The 21,054-nt window shown below is 70.3% G+C and carries 21 protein-coding genes; 9 read left to right on the top strand and 12 right to left on the bottom strand.

Annotated elements, in window-relative coordinates:
* Positions 1-98 precede the first annotated feature (98 nt).
* Genes AC07DS_RS28340 through AC07DS_RS28305 form a run of 8 tightly spaced genes read right to left on the bottom strand, consistent with a single transcriptional unit; the run spans position 99 to position 6,695 of the window.
* Positions 99-431 (bottom strand): metal-sulfur cluster assembly factor, encoded by a 333-nt coding sequence (locus AC07DS_RS28340; protein ID WP_145874896.1) that lies wholly within the window; start codon positions 429-431, stop codon positions 99-101.
* Entirely contained in the window at positions 428-895 is a 468-nt protein-coding gene (gene sufU / locus AC07DS_RS28335) for a Fe-S cluster assembly sulfur transfer protein SufU (protein WP_145874898.1), read from the bottom strand. The genes AC07DS_RS28340 and sufU overlap by 4 nt, the downstream gene beginning before the upstream one ends.
* A gap of 16 nt (positions 896-911) precedes the next feature.
* A complete protein-coding gene (locus AC07DS_RS28330; protein WP_479149739.1) occupies positions 912-2,168 on the bottom strand; it encodes a cysteine desulfurase in 1,257 nt (418 codons plus the stop codon).
* The gene (gene sufC / locus AC07DS_RS28325) at positions 2,165-2,929 is read right to left on the bottom strand and encodes a Fe-S cluster assembly ATPase SufC (RefSeq protein WP_479149738.1); all 765 of its coding nucleotides are present in this window, start codon (positions 2,927-2,929) and stop codon (positions 2,165-2,167) included. The genes AC07DS_RS28330 and sufC overlap by 4 nt, the downstream gene beginning before the upstream one ends.
* A 7-nt stretch (positions 2,930-2,936) precedes the next feature.
* A complete protein-coding gene (locus AC07DS_RS28320) occupies positions 2,937-3,254 on the bottom strand; it encodes a non-heme iron oxygenase ferredoxin subunit (RefSeq protein ID WP_145874904.1) in 318 nt (105 codons plus the stop codon).
* A complete protein-coding gene (gene sufD / locus AC07DS_RS28315) occupies positions 3,251-4,474 on the bottom strand; it encodes a Fe-S cluster assembly protein SufD (RefSeq protein ID WP_479149736.1) in 1,224 nt (407 codons plus the stop codon). Before sufD ends, AC07DS_RS28320 begins: the two co-directional genes overlap by 4 nt.
* Before the next feature lie 59 nt (positions 4,475-4,533).
* Positions 4,534-5,955 (bottom strand): Fe-S cluster assembly protein SufB, encoded by a 1,422-nt coding sequence (gene sufB / locus AC07DS_RS28310; protein WP_479149734.1) that lies wholly within the window; start codon positions 5,953-5,955, stop codon positions 4,534-4,536.
* Positions 5,952-6,695, bottom strand: a complete 744-nt coding sequence (locus AC07DS_RS28305; protein WP_479149732.1) for a helix-turn-helix transcriptional regulator — start codon at positions 6,693-6,695, stop codon at positions 5,952-5,954. Before AC07DS_RS28305 ends, sufB begins: the two co-directional genes overlap by 4 nt.
* Before the next feature lie 206 nt (positions 6,696-6,901).
* Here AC07DS_RS28305 and AC07DS_RS28300 point away from each other — a divergent pair, with 206 nt between their 5' ends.
* The 4 genes from AC07DS_RS28300 to AC07DS_RS28285 are packed head-to-tail and all read left to right on the top strand — an operon-like array spanning position 6,902 to position 10,563.
* Positions 6,902-7,717, top strand: a complete 816-nt coding sequence (locus tag AC07DS_RS28300; protein WP_479149730.1) for an AAC(3) family N-acetyltransferase — start codon at positions 6,902-6,904, stop codon at positions 7,715-7,717.
* 31 nt (positions 7,718-7,748) lie between these two features.
* Positions 7,749-8,726, top strand: a complete 978-nt coding sequence (locus AC07DS_RS28295) for an ABC transporter ATP-binding protein (RefSeq protein WP_479149728.1) — start codon at positions 7,749-7,751, stop codon at positions 8,724-8,726.
* 53 nt (positions 8,727-8,779) lie between these two features.
* Positions 8,780-9,496 (top strand): ABC transporter permease, encoded by a 717-nt coding sequence (locus AC07DS_RS28290; RefSeq protein WP_479150017.1) that lies wholly within the window; start codon positions 8,780-8,782, stop codon positions 9,494-9,496.
* A gap of 47 nt (positions 9,497-9,543) precedes the next feature.
* Positions 9,544-10,563, top strand: coding sequence for a COX15/CtaA family protein (locus AC07DS_RS28285; protein WP_479149726.1), 1,020 nt, complete (start codon positions 9,544-9,546; stop codon positions 10,561-10,563).
* Here AC07DS_RS28285 and AC07DS_RS28280 read toward each other — a convergent pair.
* From AC07DS_RS28280 to AC07DS_RS28265, 4 genes are all read right to left on the bottom strand, one after another.
* Complete coding sequence (locus tag AC07DS_RS28280; RefSeq protein ID WP_479149724.1) at positions 10,518-11,255, bottom strand: nucleotidyltransferase domain-containing protein; 738 nt, start codon at positions 11,253-11,255, stop codon at positions 10,518-10,520. The two genes, AC07DS_RS28285 and AC07DS_RS28280, sit on opposite strands and share 46 nt — an antisense overlap.
* 18 nt (positions 11,256-11,273) lie before the next feature.
* A complete protein-coding gene (locus tag AC07DS_RS28275) occupies positions 11,274-12,380 on the bottom strand; it encodes an amidohydrolase family protein (protein ID WP_479149722.1) in 1,107 nt (368 codons plus the stop codon).
* A gap of 176 nt (positions 12,381-12,556) precedes the next feature.
* The gene (locus AC07DS_RS28270; protein ID WP_403955383.1) at positions 12,557-12,889 is read right to left on the bottom strand and encodes a hypothetical protein; all 333 of its coding nucleotides are present in this window, start codon (positions 12,887-12,889) and stop codon (positions 12,557-12,559) included.
* 73 nt (positions 12,890-12,962) lie between these two features.
* The gene (locus AC07DS_RS28265; protein ID WP_479150016.1) at positions 12,963-13,949 is read right to left on the bottom strand and encodes a heme o synthase; all 987 of its coding nucleotides are present in this window, start codon (positions 13,947-13,949) and stop codon (positions 12,963-12,965) included.
* Positions 13,950-14,326: 377 nt separating this feature from the next.
* Between AC07DS_RS28265 and tkt the strand changes: the two genes are divergently transcribed.
* The 5 genes from tkt to pgl are packed head-to-tail and all read left to right on the top strand — an operon-like array spanning position 14,327 to position 20,928.
* Complete coding sequence (gene tkt / locus AC07DS_RS28260; RefSeq protein ID WP_479149720.1) at positions 14,327-16,414, top strand: transketolase; 2,088 nt, start codon at positions 14,327-14,329, stop codon at positions 16,412-16,414.
* A 33-nt stretch (positions 16,415-16,447) separates the two neighbouring features.
* Entirely contained in the window at positions 16,448-17,566 is a 1,119-nt protein-coding gene (gene tal, locus AC07DS_RS28255) for a transaldolase (RefSeq protein WP_479149718.1), read from the top strand.
* 1 nt (position 17,567) lies between these two features.
* Positions 17,568-19,106 carry a glucose-6-phosphate dehydrogenase gene (zwf, locus tag AC07DS_RS28250; protein WP_479149716.1) on the top strand — a complete coding sequence of 513 codons (1,539 nt, stop codon included), beginning with the start codon at positions 17,568-17,570 and terminating at the stop codon, positions 19,104-19,106.
* Entirely contained in the window at positions 19,103-20,149 is a 1,047-nt protein-coding gene (opcA, locus tag AC07DS_RS28245; RefSeq protein WP_479149714.1) for a glucose-6-phosphate dehydrogenase assembly protein OpcA, read from the top strand. Before zwf ends, opcA begins: the two co-directional genes overlap by 4 nt.
* On the top strand, positions 20,146-20,928 hold the full coding sequence (gene pgl / locus AC07DS_RS28240; protein WP_479149712.1) for a 6-phosphogluconolactonase: 783 nt from the start codon (positions 20,146-20,148) through the stop codon (positions 20,926-20,928). The genes opcA and pgl overlap by 4 nt, the downstream gene beginning before the upstream one ends.
* The last annotated feature ends 126 nt before the right edge of the window (positions 20,929-21,054 follow it).

Below are 21,054 nucleotides of genomic sequence, written 5' to 3'. Positions count from 1 at the left end.
TCCCCTTCCCCCCCCCCCCTCCCCCCCCCCCCCCCCCCACCAACCACCCCCCCCCCCCCCCCCCCCCCCCCCCCCCCCGCTTCACGTACGCGCTTGTCTCAGACGTTGAACCCGAGCGCCCGAAGCTGCTCCCGGCCGTCGTCCGTGATCTTGTCGGGGCCCCACGGGGGCATCCAGACCCAGTTGATGCGCAGCTCGTTCACCAGGCCGTCGGTGGCGGACTTGGCCTGGTCCTCGATGACATCGGTCAGCGGGCAGGCCGCCGAGGTCAGGGTCATGTCGATCGTCGCGATGTTCGCGTCGTCGATGTGGATGCCGTAGATCAGACCGAGGTTGACGACGTCGATGCCCAGCTCGGGGTCCACGACGTCGTACAGGGCCTCGCGGAGTTCCTCCTCCGAGGCCGGCTTCGTCTCCACGGTGTCGCTCATGCCGTCTTCCTTTCGGCGTCGGCCCCGCCCAGAGCCTGGGCCGTCGCGTCCTTCCACGCCATCCAGCTGAGGAGGGCGCACTTGACCCGGGCCGGGTACTTGGAGACACCGGCGAACGCGACCGCGTCCTCCAGCACCTCCTCCATCGTGTCGTCGGGCTCGAGCTTCCCCTTGGACTGCATCAGCTCCAGGAAGGTCTCCTGGATCTTCTGCGCGTCGGCCAGTTCCTTGCCGACGAGGAGCTCGTTCAGCACGGAGGCCGAGGCCTGGCTGATGGAGCAGCCCTGGCCCTCGTACGAGACGTCCCTGATCGTGGTTCCGTCGTACTTCACGCGAAGGGTGATCTCGTCACCGCACGTCGGGTTCACGTGGTGCACCTCGGCGTCGCCATCCCTCAGACCACGCCCGTGCGGGTTCTTGTAGTGGTCCAGGATGACCTCCTGGTACATGGAGTCCAGCTTCACCTTTTCAGCACGCCCTTCAGCCGAAGAAGTTCCGTACGTGCTCCAGGCCGTCGACCAGTGCGTCGATCTCGGCCGGCGTGGAGTACAGATAGAACGACGCTCGCGTGGTCGCAGGAATTCCGTAGCGGAGGCAGACGGGCCGCGCGCAGTGGTGACCGACGCGGACCGCGATGCCCTGCTCGTCGAGAACCTGGCCCACGTCGTGCGGGTGGATGTCGCCCAGCGTGAAGGAGATCGCCGCCCCGCGGTCCTCGGCCGTGGTCGGGCCGATGATCCGCAGGTCCGGGACCTCTGCCAGGCGCTTCACCGCGTACTCGGTGAGCGCGTGCTCGTGGGCGAGGATCTTCTCCATGCCGATCGAGTCCAGATAGTCGATCGCGGCACCGAGACCGACCGCCTGGGCGATCGGGGGCGTGCCCGCCTCGAACTTGTGCGGAGCCGGGGCGTACGTCGAGGAGCGCATCGACACCGTCTCGATCATCTCGCCGCCGCCCAGGAAGGGAGGCAGGTCCTCCAGCAGCTCCTGGCGGCCCCAGAGAACGCCGATGCCGGTCGGGCCGCACATCTTGTGGCCGGTGAAGGCCACGAAGTCGGCCTGGAGGGCCTGCACGTCCATCGGCATGTGCGGGGCGGCCTGCGAGGCGTCGATGCAGACCAGCGCACCGACCTCCTGGGCGCGACGGACTATCGCGTCGACCGGGTTGACCGTGCCCAGGATGTTCGACACCAGCACGAAGGAGACGATCTTCGTCTTCTCGGTGATGATCTCGTCGATGTTGGACAGGTCCAGCCGGCCGTCGTCGGTGAGGCCGAACCACTTCAGCTTCGCGCCCGTGCGCTGCGCCAGCAGCTGCCACGGCACGATGTTGGAGTGGTGCTCCATCTCCGTGATGACGATCTCGGTCTCGTGGTCCACCCGGTAGGGCTCGTCGGCCCAGCCGAGCATGTTCGCCACGAGGTTCAGCGACTCGGAGGCGTTCTTGGTGAAGATCACCTCGTCGCGGCTCGGCGCGTTGATGAACTCGGCGACCTTGTCGCGCGCACCCTCGTACAGCGCCGTGGCCTCCTCGGCGAGCACATGCACACCGCGGTGGACGTTGGCGTTGTAGCGCTCGTAGTACTCGCTCAGGGCGTCCAGCACCTGGCGCGGCTTCTGCGAGGTCGCCGCGTTGTCCAGGTACACGAGCTTCTTGCCGTCGTGGACCAGCCGGTCCAGGACGGGGAAGTCCTTACGGATCGCCTCGGTGTCGAGGAGGCCCGGCAGCTGTGTCACGCGGATGCGCCACCCTTCACGTATGCCTCGTAGCCCTCGTTCTCGAGCTTGTCCGCGAGCTCCGGACCGCCGGACTCGACGATGCGGCCGCCGGCGAACACGTGGACCTGGTCGGGCTTGATGTAGCGCAGGATGCGCGTGTAGTGCGTGATCAGCAGGGTGCCGACCTCGCCGGTCTCGCGGACGCGGTTGACGCCCTCGGAGACGATGCGGAGCGCGTCGACGTCGAGGCCGGAGTCGGTCTCGTCGAGGATCGCGACCTTCGGCTTGAGCAGCTCGAGCTGGAGGATCTCGTGGCGCTTCTTCTCACCGCCGGAGAAGCCCTCGTTGACGTTGCGCTCGGCGAAGGACGGGTCCATGTTGAGGCGCTCCATGGCCTCCTTGACCTCCTTCACCCAGGTGCGCAGCTTGGGGGCCTCGCCGCGGACGGCGGTGGCGGAGGTGCGCAGGAAGTTGGAGACCGAGACGCCGGGGACCTCGACGGGGTACTGCATCGCCAGGAACAGGCCCGCGCGGGCGCGCTCGTCGACGGACATCTCCAGGACGTCCTCGCCGTCGAGCAGCACGGTGCCGCCGGTGATCGTGTACTTCGGGTGACCCGCGAGCGAGTAGGCGAGGGTCGACTTGCCGGAGCCGTTGGGGCCCATGATGGCGTGCGTCTCGCCCTGCTTCACGGTGAGGTCGACGCCCTTGAGGATCTCCTTCGTGGCGTTGTCGGCCTCGACGGTGACGTGCAGGTCTCGGATTTCAAGCGTTGCCATGGGTGCCTCAGGACTCCTGGGTGAGGGAGACGAGCACGTCGTCCCCTTCGATCTTTACGGGGTAAACGGGGACGGGGCGCGTCGCGGGAAGGCCGGACGGCTTGCCGGTGCGGAGGTCGAAGCTGGAGCCGTGCAGCCAGCACTCGATCTGGCAGTCCTCCACCTCGCCCTCGGAGAGCGAGACGTTCGCGTGGGAGCAGATGTCGTGGATCGCGAAGACCTCGCCCTCGGTCTGCACGATGGACACGGGCGTGCCGTCGAGTTCCACCCGCTTCGGGGTGTCCTCGGCCAGCTCGCTCAGCCCACAGGCGCGTACGAAGGTCATGCGACCGAAGCCTCCAGCTCCTCCTCGATCTTCGCCAGCAGGCGCTCCTCGATGTCCGCGACACCGATCTGCTGGACCAGCTCGGCGAAGAAGCCGCGGACGACGAGGCGGCGGGCATCGTGCTCCGGGATGCCACGGGCCATCAGGTAGAAGAGCTGCTCGTCGTCGAAGCGGCCGGTCGCGGAGGCGTGGCCGGCGCCGACGATCTCGCCGGTCTCGATCTCCAGGTTCGGCACCGAGTCGACCCGCGCGCCGTCGGTCAGCACCAGGTTGCGGTTCATCTCGTAGGTGTCGGTGCCCTCGGCCTTGGCCTCGATGAGCACGTCACCGATCCACACCGCGTGCGCCGCATCGCCCTGGAGCGCGCCCTTGTAGACGACGTTCGACTTGCAGTGCGGGGTGTTGTGGTCGACCAGGAGGCGGTGCTCCTGGTGCTGCCCGGCGTCGGTGAAGTACAGGCCGAGCAGCTCGGCCTCGCCGCCGGTGCCCGCGTAGCTGACGCGCGGGTGCAGGCGGACCAGGTCGCCGCCGAAGGTCACGACGACGGACTTGAAGGACGCGTCACGGCCGATCAGGGCGTTGTGCTGGGCCACGTGCACGGCCTTGTCGTCCCAGTCCTGGACGGAGACGACGGTCAGCTTGGCGCCGTCGCCCAGGATGTAGTCGACGTTGGCGGCGAGCACGGCGTCACCGGTGTGGTCGATGACGACGACGGCCTCGGCGAAGGCGCCCAGCTCGACGACCTGGTGGCCGAAGTGGACCCCGCCCGCGCCGTGCACGGCGATGCGGATCGGCTCGGCGAGCACGGTCTCCTTGGGGACGGTGACCACGCCGGCCTGCTCGAACGCCGAGAACGCCTGGGCGGCCACGCGGTCCACCGGGGTGCCCGCCTTGCCGACGCGCGCGTCGTCGCGGCCGACGGTCTCGACGGTGACTCCCTCGGGGGCCTCGACGGTGACCTTCACGCCCTCGCCGTTCGCGACGGCGGTGCCGTCGTGCAGCCCGCGCAGGCGCTCCAGCGGGGTGAACCGCCACTCCTCCTCGCGGCCGTGCGGGACCGGGAAGTCCGCGACGTCGAAGGACGGGGGCGCGCTCATGCGCGTGGCGACGGTCGACTCGGCGGCCACCGCGATCTGGCCCGCGGTGGTCGAGCCCAACGGTGGGGGTCCCCCCTGCCCGAGCGGAGTCGAGAGCTTGGGGGAGTTCTGAGCCTCAGCCATGGCTGTCGTAATGCTCGCTTTCTTGCGTAAGTGGCTTGACGGGGACTACGGGCCGGTGATCAACCGACCGAGCCCTCCATCTGCAGCTCGATCAGCCGGTTGAGCTCCAGCGCGTACTCCATCGGCAGTTCCTTGGCGATCGGCTCGACGAAGCCGCGCACGATCATCGCCATCGCCTCGAACTCGGTCAGACCGCGGCTCATCAGGTAGAAGAGCTGGTCCTCGGAGACCTTGGAGACCGTCGCCTCGTGGCCCATGGACACGTCGTCCTCGCGGACGTCCACGTAGGGGTAGGTGTCGGAGCGGGAGATCGTGTCGACCAGCAGCGCGTCGCAGAGCACGTTCGACTTGGAGCCGGCGGCGCCCTCGCCGATCTCGACCAGGCCGCGGTACGAGGTACGGCCGCCACCGCGCGCCACCGACTTGGAGACGATGTTGGACGAGGTGTTCGGCGCCATGTGGACCATCTTGGAACCGGCGTCCTGGTGCTGGCCCTCGCCCGCGAAGGCGATGGACAGGGTCTCGCCCTTGGCGTGCTCGCCCATCAGGTAGACGGCCGGGTACTTCATCGTCACCTTGGAGCCGATGTTGCCGTCGATCCACTCCATGGTCGCGCCCTCGTACGCCACGGCGCGCTTGGTGACCAGGTTGTAGACGTTGTTCGACCAGTTCTGGATGGTCGTGTAGCGGCAGCGGGCGTTCTTCTTGACGATGATCTCGACGACCGCGGAGTGCAGCGAGTCCGACTTGTAGATCGGGGCGGTGCAGCCCTCGACGTAGTGCACGTAGGCACCCTCGTCGACGATGATCAGGGTCCGCTCGAACTGGCCCATGTTCTCCGTGTTGATACGGAAGTAGGCCTGGAGCGGGATCTCCACGTGGACGCCCGGCGGGACGTAGATGAAGGAGCCGCCCGACCACACAGCGGTGTTCAGGGAGGCGAACTTGTTGTCACCGACCGGGATGACCGTGCCGAAGTACTCCTTGAAGAGCTCCGGGTGCTCCTTCAGAGCGGTGTCGGTGTCGAGGAAGATGACGCCCTGCTCCTCCAGGTCCTCGCGGATCTGGTGGTAGACGACCTCCGACTCGTACTGGGCGGCGACACCGGCGACGAGGCGCTGCTTCTCGGCCTCCGGGATGCCCAGCTTGTCGTAGGTGTTCTTGATGTCCTCGGGCAGGTCCTCCCAGGACTCCGCCTGCTTCTCCGTGGAGCGCACGAAGTACTTGATGTTGTCGAAGTCGATGCCCGAGAGGTCCGAGCCCCAGTTCGGCATGGGCTTCTTGTCGAAGAGACGCAGGCCCTTGAGGCGGAGCTTGGTCATCCACTCCGGCTCGGACTTCTTCGCCGAGATGTCCCGGACCACGTCCTCGTTCAGACCACGCTTCGCAGAGGCGCCGGCCTCGTCGGAGTCGGCCCAACCGTATTCGTACTTGCCCAGACCCTCGAGTTCGGGGTGGGCAGTCTCCGTGGGGAGAGTCATGCGGGGTTCCTCCCGGCCGTGCTTGCAGATGCGTTGTCGCTGGTCTTGGAAATCTTGGGGATGAACGTCGTGCAGACGCCGTCGCCGTGCGCGATCGTCGCCAGTCGCTGGACGTGGGTCCCGAGCAGCTCGGCGAAGATCTCCGTCTCCGCCTCGCACAGCTGCGGGAACTGTTCCGCCACGTGGGCGACCGGGCAGTGGTGCTGGCACAGCTGCTCGCCGACCGGTGCGCTGCGCGCCGTAGCAGCGTACCCGTCCACGCTCAGGGCCTTGGCCAGCGCTTCGGTGCGCTCGTCGGGGCTGACGCCCTCGATCGCCTTGCGGTACGCGCCCGCCTGGGCGGCGATCCGGGCGCGGGCGAAGGCGGCGACCGCCTCGGCCCCGCCCTCCCGCTCCGCGATCCAGCGCAGGGCGTCGGCGGCGAGCTTGTCGTACGACTGGTCGAAGGCGTCCCGGCCGCAGTCCGTCAGCGCGAAGACCTTCGCGGGCCGGCCGCGCGTGCGCGTGCCGTACACCCGCTGCTCGCGCGCCTCCACGACGTCGTCCGCGACCAGCGCGTCCAGGTGCCGCCGTACGGCCGCCGGGGTCAGGCCCAGGCGCCCGGCGAGTTCGGTGACGGTCGACGGGCCGTGGTCCAGGATGGACCGCGCGACCCGGTTGCGCGTGGAGCGCTCTCCGGTCGCGAGCTCCTCCTGCGGGGTACCCATCGGGGTCTCCCGAGCCTCGCCGACGTTTTTCACAACGCCATTGTTGCGTAATTCTTCGGAGCCTGACAAGCGCGGTCCGGATCATCAGGCGGTGCCCTGCGTCACTTAGGCATACCTAATCTGACCTGCGGAAATGATCTTCTGATCGATCATTCACCGGCCACCCGGTGATCGTGCGAGCAGGGCCGGGACAGCAAAGAGGTGGCGTCCCACACGCCCGTCGGGAAGACTCCCGAACCATGCCCACACCCCCTCCGACCGGCCCTCTTGTCACTCGCGACACGGTTTCCACGCAGCTGCGTCTGCTGGGCGTCGAGACCGGCGAGACCCTCCTCGTGCATTCCTCGCTGAGTTCCCTCGGCTGGGTCAACGGAGGCGCCGTCGCGGCCGTCCAGGGACTCCTCGACGCGCTCGGACCCGCCGGCACACTCGTCGTGCCCACCCAGTCGGGCGACCTGTCCGACCCGGCCGTGTGGGGCAACCCCCCGGTGCCCGAGGAGTGGTGGGACAGGATCCGGGCCACGATGCCCGCCTACGACCCGCTGATCACCCCCTCGCGCGGGGTCGGGGTGATCCCGGAGACCGTCCGCACCTGGCCGGGTGCCCTGCGCAGCTCCCACCCGCAGACCTCCTTCGCCGCGCTCGGGCCCCGCGCCGCGGAGATCGTCGACGCTCACGCCCCCGACTGCCGGCTGGGCGAGCACAGCCCGCTGGCCCGGCTGGAGCGGCTGGGCGCCCGGGTCCTGCTGCTCGGCGCGGGCTACGGCGCCTGCACCAGCTTCCACCTGGCCGAGTACCGCATACCGTCCCCGCTGGTGCCGGTCGGCCGGCCGGCACCGGGCGGCGGCTGGGAGACGGTGACCGAGGTGTCGATCACCTCGGACCGCTTCGACGAGCTGGGCCACGACTTCGAACGGGACCGTCCCGTCGTACGCGGCCGGGTCGGCGCGGCCGACGCCCGGCTGTTCCCGGTGGCGGACGCGGTGGCCTACGCCGAGCGGTGGCTGGCCCTGCACCGCCCCCGTGAGGAGGAGTTCCCGCACCCCCGCACCTGAACGGCGCAGCGCCTCCCTAGACTCTGGACCCATGCGAAGTGAGCCCGCCCGCCCGTCTCCCGACCACCACCCCTCAACGGGACGCTTCGCGCCGCACCCGCTCATCGAGGTCCAGGCCCTGGTGAAGCGGTACGGCACGAAGACCGCGGTGAACGGCCTCGATCTGGCGGCCCAGGCGGGAGTGACCGCCGTACTCGGCCCCAACGGGGCGGGGAAGACGACCACGATCGAGACCTGCGAGGGGTACCGGAGGCCGGATTCCGGCACGGTGCGCGTCCTGGGCCTCGACCCGGTGCGGCAGGCCGCCGAGCTGCGTCCGCGCATCGGCGTGATGCTCCAGTCCGGGGGCGTGTACTCCGGCGCCCGGGCGGACGAGATGCTGCGACACGTGGCCAGGCTGCACGCGCAGCCGCTGGACGTGGACGCGCTGATGGAGCGCCTCGGGCTCGGCTCCTGCGGCCGCACGAGCTACCGCCGGCTGTCCGGCGGCCAGCAGCAGCGGCTGGCGCTCGCCATGGCCGTCGTAGGGCGCCCGGAGCTGGTCTTCCTGGACGAGCCGACCGCCGGCCTCGACCCGCAGGCCCGCCGCGCCACCTGGGACCTGGTCAAGGACCTGCGCGCCGACGGCGTCTCCGTGATCCTCACCACGCACTACATGGACGAGGCCGAGCAGCTCGCCGACGACGTCGCGATCATCGACGGCGGCCGGGTCATCGCCCAGGGCTCCCCGGAGGAGCTGTGCAAGGGCGGCGCCGAGAACACCCTGCGCTTCACCGGCCGTCCCGGCCTCGACGTGGCCTCGCTGCTCAAGGCGCTCCCGGCCGACTGCACGGCCGCCGAGCTGACCCCGGGCAGCTACCGGGTCGTCGGCAAGGTCGACCCGCAGCTGCTGGCCACGGTGACCTCGTGGTGCGCCCAGCACGGGGTGATGCCGGACCGGATCTCGGTCGAACGGCACACTTTGGAAGACGTTTTTCTGGAGCTCACAGGCAAGGAGCTGCGCTCGTGACGACCGCGACCGGTACGTACGCCCCGAAGCCGGGTGCGGCGCCCCTCCCCCGCATGATCGCGGCCCAGGCTGCGCTGGAGACCAAGATGCTGCTGCGCAACGGCGAGCAGCTGCTGCTGACGGTCGTGATCCCGACCCTGCTGCTGGTGCTCTTCAGCTCCGTGGACATCGTCGACACCGGCAAGGGCAAGGCGGTGGACTTCCTCGCCCCGGGCATCCTGGCCCTCGCCGTGATGTCGACGGCGTTCACCGGGCAGGCGATCGCGACCGGCTTCGAGCGCCGCTACGGCGTGCTGAAGCGGCTCGCCTCCTCCCCGTTGCCGCGCTGGGGCCTGATGGCCGCGAAGACGGCGTCCGTCCTGGTCACCGAGGTCCTCCAGGTGATCCTGCTGACGGTGATCGCCTTCGCGCTGGGCTGGTCCCCGCAGGGCGACCCTCTCGCCGTCCTGCTCCTGCTGATCCTCGGCACGGCCGCCTTCTCGGGGCTCGGCCTGCTGATGGCGGGCACCCTCAAGGCGGAGGCGACGCTGGCCGCCGCCAATCTGGTCTTCCTGCTGCTGCTCGTCGGCGGCGGCGTGATCGTGCCGCTGGACAAGTTCGGCTCGGCCGGTCAGCACGTGCTCGGCCTGCTGCCCATCTCGGCCCTCTCGGACGGCCTGCGGGACGTGCTCCAGCACGGTGCCGGGACGCCGTGGGGCGACCTGGGCATCCTCGCGGTGTGGGCGGTCGTGGGGCTCGCGGCGGCCGGGCGGTTCTTCCGCTGGGAGTAGTCCCGGGACGGGACCCTCGTGAAAGCGTGCACAAGCGGCGGCCTACCATGGTGCACGTGCCAAAGCTGACCCGCGCCGACGCCGTAGCGGCCCTGCGCAACCCGCTCGCCTTCATCGCCGCACGCTGGACCCCGGATCCCCGGACGGTCCGGCGGGCGGCACTCGCCGCGCTCGTGATGGCGGTCGTCATCGTCGTCACCGGCGGTGCCGTACGCCTGACCGGCTCGGGCCTGGGCTGCCCGACCTGGCCCACGTGCACCGATGACTCGCTGACCACGACCAGCGCGATGGGCTTCCACGGTGCCATCGAGTTCGGCAACCGGATGCTGACGTACGTGCTGTGCGCCGCCATCGGCTGGGCGATCATCGCGGCACGCTCCGAGAAGCCGTACCGGCGCAGCCTCACCCGGCTCGGCTGGACGCAGTTCTGGGTGGTCATGGGCAACGCGGTGCTCGGCGGCATCGTGGTCCTGGTGGGCCTGAACCCGTACACGGTCGCCGCGCACTTCCTGCTCTCGACGGGCCTGATCGCCATCGCCACGGTGATGTGGCAGCGCACCCGCGAGGGGGACGCGGCGCCCCGGCCGCTGGTCGGCAAGGCCGTGCAGCAGCTGGTCTGGTTCCTGGTGGTCGCGTCCGTACTGCTCATCGCGGTCGGCACGGTGGTGACCGGAGCCGGGCCGCACGCGGGCGACTCCAGCGAGATCAACCGGATCCCGATCGACTGGGAGACGGTCAGCAAGCTGCACGCCGTGCTCGCCTGGATCGTGGTGACCCTCACCTTCGCCCTGTGGTTCGTGCTCAAGGCGGTCGACGCCCCCAAGGGCCCCCTGGACCGCACCCGCGAGCTGTTCCTGATCCTGCTCTCGCAGGGTGTGATCGGCTACGTCCAGTACTTCACGCACCTGCCCGAGGTGCTCGTCGGCCTCCACATGTTCGGCTCGTGCCTGGTGTGGATCGGTGTCCTGCGCGTCCTGCTGTCGCTGCGGGAACGTCCCGGTGCGACGTCCGGTCTCCCCGCTCAGTCGTACGAATCCGTGAACGCCTCGATCGCCGGCCCCAGGTAGTCCCGGGTCAGCCGGGCCCGACGAGCCGTCCACTCCTCGGTGGGCGGCACCCGGTCGCCGTAGCGGCGTCGGCGGATGTCCTCGACGACCTCGACGGGTGCACCCAGGCCTGGCAGCAGGTCCAGGGCCTCGCGCTTGGAGATCAGCCGGCCGTCGCGCGCGGTGACGGTGGCCCGGGCGAAGGTGATCATCCCCAGGTCGACCCACACGTCCCGCGTCCACAACGGGACGTTGTCGACGGCAGGCCGCCAGAAGTCCCGCTGGTCCCGTACGACGAAGTCGCCGAGCTCCCGGTCCGGCACCGGCGGCAGCAGCCCGGCGGGCCCTCGCCCGTGCAGCACCCGCCCGAAGGTGTGCAGCTCCTGCCGGGTCACCGGGGTGACCGGCCGCCTGAACAGCTGCTCGTGCGCCCACGTCAGATGGCGGCGGGCGGCGTCGTCCGCGGTGTCCGGGGTCAGATAGGTGCAGTGCATCCGGGCGGCGAGGGGCCGGGCACGCATGCGGGCATGCACCACCGCGACCTTCCATACGACGCGCGGGGTCACTGAGTGGGGCAGCACCGCGATCAGATCGAGGTCGCTGCGGCCCTCCTGGTAGTCGCCCCCGGCGAGCGAACCGTGCGCCCAGACGGCGACGGGACTCAGCGCCGTCAGTTCACGGAGGAAGCGGGCCAGTAACGTCTCGGTGTCCACCCCCTCAGTCTGTACAGCTCACCCGAGCCCGTACACCCGCCGCGCGTTGTCCGCCGCGACCATCCGGGCCACCCGCTGCGCGTCCTCCAGCGACCACGCGCCCTCGGTCACCCAGCCGCCCAGCACCCGGCCCAGCGCCTCGCGGAACAGCCGTGCCCCCACGACGTGCAGCTCCGGCAGGCCGTGGGCGCCGCTGGAGAACAGGATCTTGCCGAACGGGGCCAGCTCCAGGGTCTCGGCGAGGACCGTGGCGGCACGGGCACCGGTGCGGACGAGCGCCGCGCCCGAGTCTGCGTAGACGTGCGGGAAGACACCGGCCAGATGGGCGGTGTGGCGGTGGTACGGGTAGCCGTGCAGCAGGATCAGATCCGTGCCGAGCCCGGCCGTGGCCCGGACGAAGTCGGTGAGCAGCACCGGGTCGGTGCGGTCGATGCGCGAGCCCGGCTCGCCGAGCCCCGAGTGCAGCTGCAGCGGCCGTCCCGAGGCGACCGCGATCCACAGCAGGTGCCGCAGCAGTACCGGATCGGTCAGCTCCCCGCCGACCCGCCGCCCGGCCAGCCAGCGGCCCGCCGCGCCGCGCACCTCGCCCGGTCCCGGCGGTTCGGGCGCGAGCGCGAGGCCGTGCCGTACGCCCGCGACTGAGGTGAAGGCGACGGCGTTCGCGGCGGCTCCGTGCACCGACTCGGCGAGGTTGGCGAGAAAGGACTCGACCGTGCCTGAGGTGTCGGCGACCTGCTCCGCGAGCAGCTCGAGCCGGACGATCTCGCGGGCCTCGGCGTCGCCCGCGGAGGCCATCTCGGCAGGGCCGGTGAGGTCGCCGGGCAGGCCCGTGTCGACGAGGTAGGTGGTGATCCCGCTGCCCCGCAGCAGCCTGCGGCCGGCTTCCAGCGTGCCGAGCTCACGGCGTTGGGCGAGGTAGTGGGCGGGCGGGCAGTGGGGCTCCAGCCCGAGGAGGGGCGGGCACCAGCGCCGCACGGCGAAACCCGTCTGGGTGTCGAAGAGGGTGGTGCCCGGGGCGGGCGGGCCCTCGGTGCGTGCGAGCTGGGCCTCGAAGGTGCCGAGGCCCAGTTCCGTTCTCAGTACGCCGTGGCAGTACTGGTCCACGAGGGACGGCGTTTCGATCATCCGGACTCCCCGTGGGACGTGGTCTTACACGTCCTAACGGGTGAACGGGGTTCGAGGTCGCGGTTCAGCTCGGGCGTGCACGATGCCGGGCGCCCGCGCATGCTTCGTGGCCGCTCGCGCCCACACGGCCGAGCCGCAGGCCGGTACGGCCCCGTGCCCCTGCTTGCCGGCTGCGCTCAGCTGTTGGCCGAGCCGCCCACCTGGATGCCCGCCATGCGCTTCCACTCGTACGGACCCGTCTTCACCTTCGCCGCGAACTCGCCGTCGAAGGACTCGTGGACCGTGATGCCCGCCTGCTGCACCGCCTGTTCGGCGATCTCGGTGCTGGGGGCCACCAGGTCGCCCCAGCCGCCGTCCTCGCCGACGAGGACGATCCGGGCGCCGCGCTCGCCGATGTGGGCGACCTGGCCCTCGGCACCGCCGTGGGCCTTGGAGAAGGCGCTGATCTGCTTCGCGAGCCGGGCCGCGGTGCGCTCGGCCTTCGGGTCAACCTGCTGCGTGTCTGCCATGGCCAGGATGCTACTCACGGGTAGATCAGCTGGCGAGGGCAGGGCCCTGTGACCTGTGCCGTACGGCGGTCCGTCAGCGCAGGAAGGGATCCACCGCGACCGCGACGAAGAGGATCGACACATAGGTGATCGACCAGTGGAAGAGGCGCATCTCCTTGAGCTTGGCGCCGGTCACCTCGGCCTTCGCCCGGTTCTGCAGCCCGTGCGCCTCCCACAGCCAGAAGCCGCCGGCCGCGAGGGCGACCAGGGTGTAGAACCAGCCGGTGTAGCCGAGCGGGGTCAGCAGCAGGGAGACGGCGACCATCACCCAGCTGTAGATGACGATCTGCCGGGCGACCACCTTGTTGGAGGCGACGACCGGGAGCATCGGCACGCCCACGCGCGCGTAGTCCTCCTTGACCTTCATGGACAGCGGCCAGTAGTGCGGCGGCGTCCAGAAGAACATGACGAGGAAGAGGATGACCGGCGCCCAGGACATCGAGTCGGTGACCGAGGACCAGCCGATCAGCACCGGCAGGCAGCCGGCAATGCCGCCCCACACGATGTTCTGCGACGTACGCCGTTTGAGGATCATCGTGTAGACGACGACGTAGAAGAGGAGCGCTCCGAGTGACAGCCAGGCGCTCAGCCAGTTGACGGTCAACCCGAACAGCAGCGTCGAGACGACCGCGAGGGTGATGCCGAAGACCAGGCACTCGAGCGGGCTGACCATGCCGGTCACCAGCGGGCGCTGCGAGGTGCGGTCCATCAGGGCGTCGATGTCCCGGTCGATGTACATGTTCAGCGCGTTGGCGCCGCCCGCCGAGAGGTAGCCGCCGAGGCAGGTGAGCAGGACCAGTTTCAGGTCGGGTACACCCTGCTGCGCCAGGAACATCACCGGAACGGTGGTGATGAGCAGCAGCTCGATGATCCGCGGCTTGGTCAGAGCCACGAACGCCTTGACACGGGCCCCGAACGGCCGGTGAACCGGGCTCTGGCTCGTCCCGAGCGCACCCTCCCCCAGGGCCTTGAGGGCCTGGGAGGTGCCCCCAGGCCGGGATTCGACGGCCGTCACGCACACCCCTGACAGAGACATCCCAGCAAGCCTCCCCGTGTGAAGTCGGGGTAAAGGCTCGCGCGTACCACGCCACTTTAGACGTTGCCCATACCTCTGCTTTCGCGGGGGTGGGGTCGTGTTGGCGGGCGGCGCATCAGAGGGGTCGTGGAGCTCGATTGAGCAGTCAGATGAGCGGCTCCGTATTCATGTGCCGAATGCGTCCTCGGCCAGTCGGGAGGCGGATCTCCGAGAGTCCCGGCAGTCTGGAATCACTCGAAAAAATGCACGTCCTTACGGGGGTAGGCTCAACATCGGCCGGTGGGCAGAAGTGCACCGGCGGCCGGGTGGGCGCATGCCCCGAAGTCCGGCGACCGACATGTGGAGAGGAGCCCTGACCCAGGGTGAGCATCAAGCCGACCACCACAGACCTTGAGTGGACCGAGCTGGACCAGCGGGCCGTGGACACCGCTCGCGTCCTGGCCGCCGATGCCGTACAGAAGGTCGGCAACGGCCATCCCGGTACGGCGATGAGCCTGGCTCCGGCCGCGTACACCCTCTTTCAGAAGGTGATGCGGCACGACCCCGCCGACCCGGAGTGGGTCGCCCGTGACCGCTTCGTGCTGTCCGCCGGCCACTCGTCCCTGACCCTTTACACGCAGCTCTACCTGGCCGGCTTCGGCCTGGAGCTGGACGATCTGAAGGCCTTCCGCACCTGGGGCTCGAAGACCCCGGGCCACCCGGAGTACGGACACACCAAGGGCGTCGAGACCACCACCGGCCCGCTGGGCCAGGGTGTCGCCAACGCCGTGGGCATGGCCATGGCCGCCCGCTACGAGCGCGGTCTGTTCGACCCGGACGCCCCGCAGGGCGAGTCCCCGTTCGACCACTTCATCTACTGCATCGCCGGTGACGGCTGCCTGCAGGAGGGCATCTCCGCCGAGGCGTCCTCGCTCGCCGGCCACCAGCAGCTCGGCAACCTGATTCTGCTGTGGGACGACAACCACATCTCGATCGAGGGCGACACGGAGACGGCCGTCTCCGAGGACACGGTCAAGCGGTACGAGGCCTACGGCTGGCACGTGCAGCGGATCGCCCCGAAGCCGGACGGCGACCTCGACCCGCACGCCATCTACAACGCGATCGAGGCCGCGAAGCAGGTCACGGACAGGCCGTCCTTCATCGCGATGCGCTCGATCATCGCCTGGCCCGCCCCGAACGCGCAGAACACCGAGGCCGCGCACGGCTCGGCGCTCGGCGACGACGAGGTCTCGGCCACCAAGCGCGTCCTCGGCTTCGACCCGGAGCAGTCCTTCGAGGTCTCCGACGAGGTGCTGGGCCACACCCGCCAGGCCGTCGAGCGCGGCCGCGAGGCCAAGGCCGAGTGGGACAAGTCCTTCCAGCTCTGGCGCGACAACAACGCCGAGCGCGCGGCCGAGTTCGACCGGATCAGCGCGGGCGAGCTGCCCACCGGCTGGGAGGAGAAGCTCCCGGTCTTCGAGCCGGGCAAGGGCATCGCGACGCGTGCCGCCTCCGGCAAGGTGCTGCAGGCGCTGGGCGCGATCGTCCCCGAGCTGTGGGGCGGCTCCGCCGACCTCGCCGGGTCGAACAACACGACCATCGACAAGGACAGCTCGTTCCTGCCGGCGGACAACCCGCTGCCGGAGGCGGACCCGTACGGCCGCACCATCCACTTCGGCATCCGCGAGCACTCCATGGCCGCGGAGATGAACGGCATCACCCTGCACGGAAACTCCCGTGTCTACGGCGGTACGTTCCTCGTCTTCTCCGACTACATGCGCAACGCGGTGCGCCTGTCGGCCCTGATGCACCTGCCGGTGACGTACGTGTGGACGCACGACTCCATCGGTCTGGGCGAGGACGGCCCGACGCACCAGCCCATCGAGCACCTGGCCTCGCTGCGCGCGATCCCCGGTCTGAACGTCGTCCGCCCGGCGGACGCCAACGAGACCGCGATCGCCTGGCGCGAGATCCTCAAGCGCTACACCAAGGAGTTCGGCAAGGGCGCCCCGCACGGCCTCGCGCTGACCCGCCAGGGCGTGCCGGTGTACGAGTCCAATGACGATGCCGCGCGCGGCGGTTACGTCCTGTTCGAGGCCGAGGGCGGCGAGCCGCAGGTGATCCTGATCGCCACCGGTTCCGAGGTGCACGTGGCCGTGGAGGCGCGTGAGCAGCTGCAGGCCGACGGGGTTGCGACGCGGGTCGTGTCGATGCCGTCGGTGGAGTGGTTCGAGGAGCAGGACCAGGGGTACCGGGACTCCGTGCTGCCGCCGTCGGTGAAGGCACGTGTCGCGGTCGAGGCGGGCATCGGCCTCACCTGGCACAAGTACGTCGGCGACGCCGGCCGCATCGTTTCCCTGGAGCACTTCGGTGCGTCCGCGGACGGCAAGGTCCTCTTCCGCGAGTTCGGCTTCACTGCCGAGAACGTGGCCGCGAAGGCCCGCGAGTCCCTCGCCGACGCCCAGCGCTGACGCTCATATACGACACGTAGGAGATGTAATTCCATGACAGACGCACTCAAGCGCCTCTCCGAGGAGGGCGTCGCGATCTGGCTGGACGACCTGTCGCGCAAGCGGATCACGTCCGGCAACCTCGCCGAGCTGATCGACCAGCAGCACGTCGTGGGCGTCACCACCAACCCGACGATCTTCCAGAAGGCGATCAGCGGCGGCGACGGCTACGAGCAGCAGCTGTCGGACCTCGCCGCCCGCAAGGTCACGGTCGACGAGGCCATCCGCATGATCACCACGGCGGACGTCCGGGACGCCGCCGACATCCTGCGCCCGGTCTTCGACGCCACCGAAGGCCAGGACGGCCGGGTCTCCATCGAGGTCGACCCGCGCCTGGCCCACAACACCCGGGCGACCGTCGCCGAGGCCAAGCAGCTCGCCTGGCTGGTCGACCGCCCGAACACCCTGATCAAGATCCCGGCCACCAAGGCGGGTCTGCCGGCGATCGCGGAGACGATCGGCAACGGGATCAGCGTCAACGTCACGCTGATCTTCTCCCTGGAGCGCTACCGCGCGGTCATGGACGCCTTCGTCACGGGCCTGGAGAAGGCGCGCGGGAAGGGCCTCGACCTCTCCCTGATCCACTCCGTGGCGTCCTTCTTCGTGTCCCGCGTGGACACCGAGATCGACAAGCGCCTGGACGGGCTCGGCACCGACGAGGCCAAGGCGCTGCGCGGCAAGGCCGCCGTCGCCAATGCCCGTCTCGCCTACGAGGCGTACGAGGAGGTCTTCTCCTCCGACCGCTGGAAGGCGCTGGAGAACGCGGGCGCCAACAAGCAGCGTCCGCTGTGGGCGTCGACCGGCGTCAAGGACCCGGCGTACCAGGACACGATGTACGTGACGGACCTGGTCGCGCCGAACACGGTCAACACCATGCCGGAGGCCACCCTGGAGGCCACCGAGGACCACGGCGAGATCACCGGCAACACCGTCGCCGGTACCTACGAGCAGGCCCGCGCCGACCTCGACGCGCTCGAGAAGCTCGGGATCTCGTACGACGACGTGGTCCAGGTCCTGGAGGACGAGGGCGTCGAGAAGTTCGAGGCGTCCTGGAACGAGCTGCTGAAGTCGACCGAGGCGGAGCTGAAGCGCCTCGCCCCCTCGGAGGGCTGAGTTGTCACCCCTTGCTGGTTCCGGAGCGAACCCGCTTCGTGACCCCGCCGACCGACGGCTCCCGCGTATCGCGGGGCCGTCGGGCCTGGTGATCTTCGGCGTCACGGGCGACCTGTCCCGCAAGAAGCTGATGCCCGCGGTGTACGACCTCGCGAACCGGGGTCTGCTTCCGCCGGGCTTCTCCCTGGTGGGCTTCGCCCGCCGCGAGTGGGAGAACGAGGACTTCGCGGCCGAGGTCCACGACGCCGTCAAGGCGCACGCTCGTACGCCGTTCCGTGAGGAGGTCTGGCAGCAGCTCATCCAGGGGATGCGCTTCGTCCAGGGCACCTTCGACGACGACGACGCGTTCGAGCGGCTGCGCGCCACCATCGAGGAGCTGGACAAGGCACAGGGCACGGGCGGCAACTTCGCCTTCTACCTGTCGGTGCCGCCGCGCTCCTTCCCCGTGGTCATCCAGCAGCTGAAGAAGCACGGCCTGACCGACCAGACCGGCGGCTCCTGGCGCCGCGCGGTCATCGAGAAGCCGTTCGGCCACGACCTGGAGTCGGCCGAGGAGCTGAACAAGGTCGTGCACGAGGTGTTCGAGCCGGACCAGGTGTTCCGGATCGACCACTACCTCGGCAAGGAGACCGTCCAGAACATACTGGCGCTGCGCTTCGCCAACACGATGTTCGAGCCGATCTGGAACCGGTCCTTCGTGGACCATGTGCAGATCACCATGGCCGAGGACATCGGCGTCGGCGGCCGTGCCGGCTACTACGACGGCATCGGCGCCGCCCGTGACGTCATCCAGAACCACCTGCTCCAGCTGCTCGCGCTGACCGCGATGGAGGAGCCCGCCTCCTTCGGCGCGGACGCGCTGGCCGCCGAGAAGACCAAGGTGCTCGGCGCCGTCCGGCTGCCGAAGGACCTGGGCCGCGCCACCGTCCGCGGGCAGTACGCCGCGGGCTGGCAGGGCGGCGAGAAGGTCATCGGCTACCTCGAAGAGGACGGCATCGACCCGAAGTCGAAGACCGACACCTACGCGGCCGTGAAGCTGGCGATCGACAACCGCCGCTGGGCGGGTGTCCCCTTCTATCTGCGCACCGGCAAGCGTCTCGGCCGCCGTGTCACCGAGATCGCCGTCGTCTTCCAGCGGGCCCCGCACTCCCCCTTCGACCACACGGCGACGGAGGAGCTGGGCTCGAACGCGGTCGTCATCCGCGTACAGCCGGACGAGGGCATCACGGTCCGCTTCGGCTCCAAGGTGCCGGGCACCTCGATGGAGATCCGGGACGTGTCCATGGACTTCGCCTACGGCGAGTCCTTCACGGAGTCCAGCCCGGAGGCCTACGAGCGGCTGATCCTGGACGTGCTGCTGGGCGACGCCAACCTCTTCCCGCGCACGGAGGAGGTCGAGCTGTCCTGGAAGATCCTCGACCCGATCGAGCAGTACTGGGACAAGCACGGCAGGCCCGCGCAGTACCCGTCGGGCACCTGGGGCCCCGCCGAGGCGGACGAGATGCTCGCACGAGACGGACGGAGCTGGCGCCGGCCATGAAGATAGACCTGACCGGCACCACCGCCGGCGAGATCAACAAGGCGCTCGTGCAGGGCCGCCGGGCCATCGGCACCCCGGCCGTCGGCATGGTCCTGACCCTCGTCATCGTCACCGACGAGGAGAACGCCTACGACGCTCTGAAGGCCGCCAACGACGCCTCGCGCGAGCACCCCTCGCGCACGCTGGTGGTCATCAGGCGCGTCTCCCGCACCCCGCGCGACCGTACGTCGTCCCGGCTGGACGCCGAGGTGCGGGTCGGCGCGGACGCGGGCACCGGCGAGACGGTGGTGCTGCGGCTGTACGGCGAGGTGTCCGACCACGCCGACTCCGTCGTCCTGCCGCTGCTGCTGCCGGACGCCCCGGTCGTCGTCTGGTGGCCGGTGAACGCACCGCTGGACCCGGCCAAGGACCCGCTGGGCGCGCTCGCCCAGCGCCGGGTCACCGACACCTACGCCGCCGAGCAGCCGGTGCGGGAGCTGTCCGCCCGTGCCGCGGCCTACACGCCCGGCGACACCGATCTGTCCTGGACCCGGATCACGCCGTGGCGCTCGATGCTGGCGGCGGCCCTGGACCAGGTGGTCTGTCAGGTGAAGGCCGTCGAGGTGGAGGGCGAGGAGTTCAACCCGAGCTGTGAGCTGCTGGCGATGTGGCTCGCGGACCGGCTGGACGTCCCCGTCAAGCGCTCGCTGTCCGCGGGCCCTGGTCTGACCGCCGTCCGCATCGACACCAGCTGCGGTCCGATCGTCCTGGACCGGGCCGACGGCTCGCTGGCGACCCTGGCGATCGACGGCCAGCCGGCCCGCGCGGTGGCGCTCAAGCGGCGGGACACCGCCGAGCTGATCGCGGAGGAGCTGCGCCGGCTGGACCCGGACGACACCTACGCGTCGGCGCTGCGCTACGGCGTGGAGCGGCTGAACTCGGGCACCGAGGCCGCCGCGGCGGAGCCGGTGGCGGAGGCCGGGGCGGAGGCGGAGGCCGCTGCGGCGCCCGCGAAGAAGGCGGCCGCCAAGAAGGCTCCGGCGAAGAAGGCGGCGGCGAAATGAGCACCCCTCAGCTGGTCGTGCACCGCGACAAGGAACTGATGGCGCAGGCCGCCGCGGCCCGTCTGATCACGAAGATCGTGGACGCACAGGCCTCCCGGGGCCATGCGTCCGTGGTCCTCACGGGCGGCCGCAACGGCAACGGCCTGCTGGCCGCGCTGTCGGCGGCCCCCGCCCGGGACGCCGTCGACTGGAGCCGGATCGACCTCTGGTGGGGCGACGAGCGCTACCTCCCCGAGGGCGACCCGGAGCGCAATGTCACGCAGGCCCGCGCGGCCCTGCTGGACGCCGTACCGGTGGACCCGGAGCGCGTGCACGCCATGCCCGCCTCCGACGGGCCCCACGGTGCGGATGTGGAGGCGGCCGCGGAGGCCTACGCGGCGGAACTGGCGAAGGCGTCCGGCCCCGAGAACCACGGTGCCGTTCCCTCCTTCGACGTGCTGATGCTGGGCGTCGGCCCGGACACCCACGTGGCCTCGCTCTTCCCGGAGCTGCCCGCGGTCCGCGAGACGGAGCGGACGGTGGTCGGCGTCCACGGCGCCCCCAAGCCGCCGCCGACCCGGGTCTCGCTGACCCTTCCGGCGATCCGTTCGGCCCGTGAGGTCTGGCTGCTCGCGGCCGGCGAGGACAAGGCCCAGGCCGTGGCCATCGCCCTGTCGGGCGCGGGCGAGGTCCAGGCGCCGGCGGCGGGTGCGTACGGCAGGCAGCGCACCCTGTGGCTGCTGGACGCGGCTGCGGCTTCGCAGCTGCCGCGGTCGCTGTACCCGCCGGCTTCGCCGTGAATCGGGGGGTGGGGGGGGGGGGGGGGGGGGGACCCCCCCCCCCCCCCCCCCCCCCCCCCCCCCCCCCCCCCCCCCCCCCCCCCCCCCCCCCCCCCCCCCCCCCCCCCCCCCCCCCCCCCCCCCCCC

The organism is Streptomyces sp. NPDC044064 (assembly GCF_056434245.1).
Note: the sequence above shows the minus strand (reverse complement) of the source record. Positions and strands in the feature narration are given on the sequence as shown.